This window comes from uncultured Gemella sp. (genome assembly GCF_963519265.1).
In the GTDB taxonomy this organism is placed as follows: domain Bacteria; phylum Bacillota; class Bacilli; order Staphylococcales; family Gemellaceae; genus Gemella.
The window spans coordinates 1-3,436 of sequence record NZ_CAUQNQ010000121.1 but is presented as its reverse complement, the minus strand read 5'-3'; the positions used below and the strand labels follow the sequence as shown (position 1 = coordinate 3,436).

The following is a 3,436-nucleotide window of genomic DNA, read 5'->3' as shown; positions in this document are numbered from 1 at the left end:
TGAATCCGTTGGAGAAGTGATTAGTTTTTATATTTGCTTGCCGAATGATGCGGATTCTGAATTGTAAAAAGAAGTGTAACAAAAAGACATAACTATCTAGTATACTTAAGTCGATGAAACCAAAGTATAGAAATGATAGTTATGTCTAAAAATTAAACAAAATAATACTACAAAAATTTATCATAATAATGATACAACATTAAAAATTTAGATTTATAATTTTATCGGTCTTATTGGCTAAATTCATATCATGAGTAACAATAATGATGGTTTTTCCATATTTATCGCGTAAATTTTTAATTAAGCTAAATACTTTTTCAGACATCATGGGATCAAGAGAACCTGTAGGTTCATCAGCTAATATCAAGTTACCTGGTTTTAAAATACACCTAGCAATAGCTACTCTTTGTTGTTCTCCCCCAGACAAGGTATTTACAATTTTATTTTTTAAATCAAATATATCTAACTCATTTAGAACATTATCTATTAGATGGAGTTTTTCTTTTTTTGAGATATCTAAAAATTCCATAGCAATTAGTAAATTATCAATAACTTTTATATCATTGATTAAAGCAAACGATTGAAATAAATAATTAATATTGTCTCTTCTCAATTTCATTGCTAAGGAACTGTTGATAGATGGTAATTTTTTTCCATTTATTTTAATTTCACCACTATCAACTTTTTCGAGCATTCCAATCATGTTTAATATTGTACTCTTTCCAGAGCCAGATTTACCTATGATAGATACAATAGATTTTTCAGGAATAGAAATAGTGAAATTATCAATAATTTTTCTACCATTATAACTTTTAGAAACATTTTTTAATTCTAGTATATTCATATTCCCCTCCTATGATTTTAAAAATAGATTTAGTTTTTTCATTTGATTACTTATCATAACCTTATAAAATATAATAAGTTGTATTAAACCAAGAACTATCATAAATACTATGCCAACTTTACTATGAAAAAGTATAACAGTTACAATGTCTAAGGTTACCATAAAAGTTGTTAACAGTAGCGGGATTTTGTATATGCTAAAATTGCTATATCCCAAGAATTTCTTAACGGATATTTTTTCTTTATATGCATTCTGAAAAATAGTTATAATGCTAATCAATAAAATAATAACGATAAATGTAATAGCAATTAAAGCTCCCAAAAATAATTGTATCGTTAACCATAAATCTTTTTGTATTCCATCAACAAATAAACGAATTGTAGCAAACTCTATATAGTTATCATTTAAATTAAATTTTGATAAGTATTCTTGGCTTAAATACTTTGCTTCAGCTTCCCCTTCAAGTTTAATGTAAGAATTTTCTAAACCAATAGCTATTAAACTTTCTGTCTCTCTATAGATCATATTCTCAGGAGTAATGACTAATATGATTGGATCTTTAATCATAAGTTTATCTACTGATTTCGTACTAAATGAAAATACTTCTTGATTAAATTGATATTTTAAAAATTCAAATTCTTTATTTTCATTAAAACTAGTTTTAATATCATCTGATCTAATATTTTTAGTATCTTTTTCGATGAGCATTTCTTTTAACAGTTTAATTTCATTATCTGATTTATTTTCTGGAATTAAATAAGTTCTAGTTCCTCGCTTAGCATTTTCTATAACTGAATCTTCAATTTTTATACCAATCTTTTTTAAATAATTAGGAGATGCCGTCAATTCCCAAAATTCTTCGTTAGGAACAGATTTATAAACTTCATTTAATTTATACTTCTTTAGCATATCCTTGGAAATAAATGAAGTGTTTATGATATTTACATCGTTATCATCTGAAATTTCTTTGTACCAGTTATAAAAATCTCTAAAAAACTCTTTTGATTGCCTGTTAAAACTAGCTTGATCATTTCCAACACTAATATTTTTTAAAATTTTATAGTCAGAAACCTTATTCCAGTTTTTAGAGATTTCTATATTTTTTTGGACTTCTTGGTAGGGGCTATCTATATATACACTTCCTACAATTAAGAAGATATTAAAAATAAAATACACCAATACTGCAACAATCATATATTTTCTTCTTGGTATTCTTTCTCTTACTGCATTTATTGCTGAAATTAAGGAGATAAAAAGGGATGCTATTAATAATAAAATACTAATGATTATAAAATGAAGTATTCCTATCCCAAGCATTAAACTAATAAAAAAAATGGAGTTGAAAGTAATATCCGTTAAAATTAGTCCATAGGGTATGAATAAAAAAATAGATAACAAAGCCGTATAAATTAATGGTTGATATAACTTAATAGCAAAATATTTTCTTGACCATCCTAATAAAATAAGTTTACCTAAATTAGGCAAATACTTTATCGTTATTACAATAAGTAACGATAATAATACTAAATTGCTAATCACAAACATACCAACTATTATTATTTCATTCAATCCATGATCTAGAAAATATCCAGATTTACCATCAAAAAAAACGGAACTATCAACACCACTCACTTTACTGAGTCCTTCTAAAAATTCTATTTTTTTTGAATTATCTAATCCCAGAATTCTGTATTCACCATTAATAGTTTTTGTTTCTCTAATTGTATTTGATAACTTTTTAAAGACTATATTTTCTCCGAATTTAAAACGTGGAATATTATCAATACTATTTAATGTAGTTTCAGATACACCCAAAGTTGCATTTTCATCTTTTGCAACTAATAATTTCTCTAATTTATTTGAATTAGTAATATTTTGCCCTAAAAAATCAAGTGTTAACTTATCTTTATTAGATTTTATATCCCCATCAATACTAAATAAAGCACCATTAACTGAACCCTGTCTATTAAGCAAAAAATCTTTCCTAATATAAAACAATCCATTTTGTTCTGCATATTCATTTAAAAATTTATACGTAGAGTCTGCCTTTTCTTCTGGTATCGTTTTCAATTGAATATATAAAGCGGAAGATGGATACATACTTAATTTATTAAAATATGCTATATCCATGTAAAAAGTTGCCACTAATGAAAATAAAACACCATTTAGTAATATCATAATACAAGTTAAATATTTTAATAAATTATTGTTAAAAATACTTTTCATAGTGCCTCCTAAATGAACTATTAATAGAAAATATTCAAATTTAACTATTTACAATCCCGATATATTCTAGCTTTAGAGTTTCCTACAAACTGTGAAGCATAAGCAATTTATTTTGTGTTATTTTTAATTAGCTCTCTTTGTCTACATTATAAAACGTTAACCGCTTACATTCAAGTAGTGACTTGAACTTTGGAAAGAAATATTTCTGACATACCGACCCCAAAAGTTAGACTAAAAATCTAACCGTTGAAGGTCGGTATCTTTTTGCTAGTCATCATTTTATAAAATTGTTATGATAGAATAAAATGAACGTGGAGGAAGAAGTATGAAATTAACAACATGGAATGTGAATGGAATTCGTTCTGT

The 3,436-nt window shown here is 25.7% G+C and carries 2 protein-coding genes; both read right to left on the bottom strand.

What is annotated here, in order from left to right; genetic code table 11:
• Nucleotides 1-199: 199 nt before the first annotated feature.
• Nucleotides 200-844, bottom strand: a complete 645-nt coding sequence (locus tag RWN11_RS07745; protein ID WP_314161159.1) for an ABC transporter ATP-binding protein — start codon at nt 842-844, stop codon at nt 200-202.
• A 9-nt stretch (nt 845-853) separates the two neighbouring features.
• Nucleotides 854-3,070 (bottom strand): hypothetical protein, encoded by a 2,217-nt coding sequence (locus tag RWN11_RS07740; protein ID WP_314161158.1) that lies wholly within the window; start codon nt 3,068-3,070, stop codon nt 854-856.
• Nucleotides 3,071-3,436: the final 366 nt, after the last annotated feature.